Annotated in this window: 3 tRNA genes and 1 rRNA gene; all 4 read left to right on the top strand. The window is 46.4% G+C overall.

Features of this window, described 5'->3' with window-relative positions:
• Window positions 1-154: ribosomal RNA gene (locus EQP46_RS24005) — 16S ribosomal RNA — on the top strand; the annotation flags it as partial.
• Between the two features lie 89 nt (window positions 155-243).
• Window positions 244-319, top strand: a tRNA-Glu gene (locus tag EQP46_RS24000).
• Window position 320: 1 nt separating this feature from the next.
• Window positions 321-396 (top strand) — tRNA-Lys (locus EQP46_RS23995).
• A gap of 63 nt (window positions 397-459) precedes the next feature.
• Window positions 460-535 (top strand) — tRNA-Val (locus EQP46_RS23990).
• Window positions 536-827: the final 292 nt, after the last annotated feature.

Here is an 827-nt window from a genome sequence, read left to right as displayed (position 1 = left end):
CTTGTACACACCGCCCGTCACACCATGGGAGTGGGCTGCACCAGAAGTAGATAGCTTAACCTTCGGGAGGGCGTTTACCACGGTGTGGTTCATGACTGGGGTGAAGTCGTAACAAGGTAGCCCTAGGGGAACCTGGGGCTGGATCACCTCCTTAACGATACTATTGATGCAAGTGTCCACACAGATTGTATAGGTTGAAAAAGTAAAGAGTGGTTGAGGTTCCCAAACCTCAACAAACAGTGTGTCCCATTCGTCTAGAGGCCTAGGACACCGCCCTTTCACGGCGGTAACAGGGGTTCGACTCCCCTATGGGACGCCACGGGTCGTTAGCTCAGCTGGTAGAGCAGTTGACTTTTAATCAATTGGTCGCAGGTTCGAATCCTGCACGACCCACCATTCTCTCCACGGGGGAATGATTTGCTTCTGCTTTAAAAGCGGAGACAAATAGCAAACTATCGTGGGCGATTAGCTCAGTTGGGAGAGCACCTCCCTTACAAGGAGGGGGTCACTGGTTCGAGCCCGGTATCGCCCACCACTCTCTAAATATTTTTCTGCACGGAATCGCAGACCCAATAAGCAAAGATTGTTATCGGGTGTGTATTTTTGCGTCTAAGAATCTTTAGAAAGTGGTTCCACTCTCTGTTTGAGAGAAGAAACACCACTTTGCTCTTTAAAAATCTGGAAAGCTGACTAGTAAATTTAATCAAACGATTAAATTGAAATCTGTTTCTTATCTCTCTACCCGAGAGGTAATGAAACAAAAGTTCTCAAAACGTTAATTCTTTTGAATTAACACCAAACACATTCAAGTGTTCTTGGTTTCATCC

It is taken from the genome of Enterovibrio baiacu (assembly GCF_004120195.1).
Taxonomy (GTDB): Bacteria; Pseudomonadota; Gammaproteobacteria; order Enterobacterales; family Vibrionaceae; genus Enterovibrio; species Enterovibrio baiacui.
The sequence above is the reverse complement of the archived record's forward strand: the minus strand, read 5'-3'. Positions and strand labels throughout refer to the sequence as shown.